This window comes from Streptomyces sp. NPDC048514 (assembly GCF_043199955.1).
Taxonomy (GTDB): Bacteria; Actinomycetota; Actinomycetes; order Streptomycetales; family Streptomycetaceae; genus Streptomyces.
Genome location: NZ_JBICWT010000028.1, coordinates 1 through 3,062 on the forward strand (window position 1 = coordinate 1; position 3,062 = coordinate 3,062).

General features: G+C 71.9%; 2 protein-coding genes. Both read left to right on the forward strand.

What is annotated here, in order from left to right; all coding sequences use genetic code 11:
• On the forward strand, positions 1-2,132 hold a 2,132-nt coding region (locus ACGFT2_RS34060), incomplete at its 5' end, for an SDR family NAD(P)-dependent oxidoreductase (protein WP_393286233.1).
• A 25-nt stretch (positions 2,133-2,157) separates the two neighbouring features.
• The coding region (locus tag ACGFT2_RS34065) for a beta-ketoacyl synthase N-terminal-like domain-containing protein (protein WP_393286236.1) at positions 2,158-3,062 on the forward strand (905 nt) is incomplete at its 3' end.

Sequence of the window (3,062 nt, forward strand, 5' to 3'; positions counted from 1 at the left end):
CGTTCTGGGAGGCGGTGGAGCGGGAGGATGTGCGGTCGCTGGCGGCGGCGCTGGATCTGGACGGCCTGGATCCGCTGGTCTCGTTGCTGCCGTCGTTGGCGTCCTGGCGCCGTCGCAGCCGCGACCGGGTGGTGACCGACTCCTGGCGCTACCGCATCACCTGGAAACCACTGCCCGATCGGAAGACGTCCGTACCGTCGGGCCTGTGGCCGGTGGTGATGCCCGCCGGTTCCGTGGAGGCCGGGCGACTTGTCGCATTGCTCCGCGACCAGGGCATGAACGTACTGCCTCTGGACGTCCACGCGGCCGAGGCCGGCCGCGAGGTCCTCGCGTCGCAGCTGCACCGGGAACTGGACGGTGCGATCCCCGCGGGTGTGCTGTCCCTGCTCGCCCTGGCCCAGGGGCCGCACCCCGGGTGCCCCGAGCTGCCGGCCGCGCTCGGACTCACCCTCACGCTGGTCCAGGCGCTCGGCGACGCGGGCATCGACGCCCCCCTCTGGCTCGCCACCCAGAGCGCCGTCACCACCGCGCCAACCGTCGGCTCCGCCGGCGACGAGAGCCCGGTGAGCCCGTCCCAGGCCGCCGTGTGGGGCCTGGGACGGGTCGCGGCGCTCGAACACCCGCAGCGCTGGGGCGGCATGATCGACCTGCCCGGCAACCTGGACGGACCCGCAGCCGCACTGCTGTGCGCCGGCCTCACCGGCCCCGACGACGAGGACCAACTGGCCGTTCGCGGATCCCGGCTGGCCGTCCGCCGGCTGGTCCGCTCGTCGCCGGCCCCGGCAGAGGCCGCTCCCGCCTGGGCCCCCCGCGGCACCGTGCTGATCACCGGTGGCACGGGCGGCATCGGCGGCCAGATCGCCCGGTGGCTGGCCCGCTGCGGCGCGGAACACCTGGTACTCACCAGCCGCAGTGGACCGGACGCCCCCGGCGCCGCGCAGCTGCAGGCCGAACTCACCGCACTCGGCGCCCGCGTCACCCTCGCCGCCTGCGACGTCACCGACCGGGCCGCGCTGGAAACACTGGTCCGGCGACTGGAGGAGGACGGCTCCGAGATCCGTACGGTCATGCACATCGCCGGTGCGGGCGTGCTCGTGCCGCTCGCCGGCACCGACCTGCGGGAGTTCTCCGACACCGCCCATGCCAAGATCGTGGGAGCGGCCAACCTGGACGCCGTCTTCGACAAGAAGTCGCTCGACGCCTTCGTCCTCTTCTCGTCCATCTCCGCGGTCTGGGGGAGCGGGGACCACGGCGCGTACGCCGCCGCCAACGCCTACCTCGACGGGCTCGCCGAGCAGCGCCGGGCCCGCGGCCTCCCCGCCACCTCGGTGGTCTGGGGCATCTGGAGCCCCGAGGACGGCGGCGGCATGGCCGCCAACCTCGCCGAGGAGCAGCTGCGCGGGCGCGGTATCCCGTTCATGTCACCGCACTTGGCCATCAACGCCTTCCATCAGGTCCTGGACCGCGACGAGAGCGTGGTGGTCGTCGCCGACATCGACTGGGAACGGTTCGTACCGGTCTTCACCTCCGCGCGGCCCAGCCCCCTGCTGAGCGGGGTGCCGGAGGTGGCCAGGATCCTGGCCGCCGAGGCCGCCCCGGCCGACGCCGCCGAGGACGACTCCTCGGTGCGGCCCCGGCTCATGGGGCTGTCCGCCGAGGAACGGCGGCGAGCCCTCTCCGAGTTGGTGTGCACGCAGATCGCCTCGGTGCTCGGCTACCCCGGCCCGTCGGCCGTCGACGAGTCACGGGCGTTCCGGGAGCTCGGATTCGACTCGCTGAGCGCCGTCGACCTCCGCAACCGGCTGAGCGCGGCCACCGGGCTCCGGCTGCCCGTCACCGTGGTGTTCGACTACCCACGGGCCCGCGCGCTCGCCGACCACATCGGCGCCGCGCTCTTCCCCGACGAAGGACCTGCGGCCCCGGCCGACCCCGCCGAAGCGGAGGTCCGGCGGTTGCTGGACTCCATTCCACTGCCGCGGCTCCAGGAATCCGGACTCCTCGACGATCTCCGCAGGCTCGCCGAATCCCCCGGTACCGATTCCACCGCGGTGCGCGGCGAATCCCCGGGCGCCATCGACGAACTCGACGTCGACGATCTGATCCGTATGGCGTACGACAACAATGACCTCTGAAAAGAAGCGAAAAGCGGAGCACAAGATGACTAGCGCCGATGACAAACTCGTGGGAGCGCTGCGTGAGTCTCTGAAGGAGACCGAGCGGCTGCGGCGGGCCAACCACCAGCTCACCGCGGCTTCCCGGGAGCCGATCGGCATAGTCGCCATGAGCTGCCGCTACCCCGGGGCCGATTCCCCCGAAGCACTGTGGAATCTGGTCGCGGAGGAAAAGGACGCCGTTTCCGGATTCCCCGCGAACCGCGGCTGGGACCTCGAAGGGCTCTACGACGAGGACCCCGACAGCCAGGGCAAGGTCTATGTGACCGAGGGCGGCTTCCTGCACGATGCCGACCGCTTCGACCCGGCGTTCTTCGGCATATCGCCTCGCGAGGCGACCGCCATGGACCCGCAGCAGCGGCTCCTCCTCGAAACGTCCTGGGAAGCCTTCGAGCGGGCCGGCATCGACCCCTCGACCCTGCAGGGCAGCAAGGTCGGGCTGTTCGTCGGAGCGGCCTACCAGGGCTGGGGGATCGACTACCAGAACGTCGCCGACGGCATGCAGGGCCACCTCGTCACCGGCATGTCGACGAGCGTCATCTCCGGCCGCGTCTCCTACACCCTCGGTCTGGAGGGGCCGGCCGTCACCGTCGACACGGCCTGCTCGTCCTCCCTGGTGGCCCTCCACCTCGCCGTCCAGTCGCTACGGCAGGGTGACTGCTCGATGGCCATGGTCGGCGGTACGGCCGTGATGGCCGACCCGCTCGGCCTGGTCGGTTTCAGCCGCCAGCGCGGTCTCGCCCAGGACGGCCGCTGCAAGGCGTTCGGCGACCGCGCCGACGGCATGGGCCTCGGCGAGGGCGTCGGTGTGCTGCTGCTGGAGCGGCTTTCGGACGCGCGGCGCAACGGGCATCGGGTGCTGGCGGTCGTACGGGGGAGTGCGATCAACCA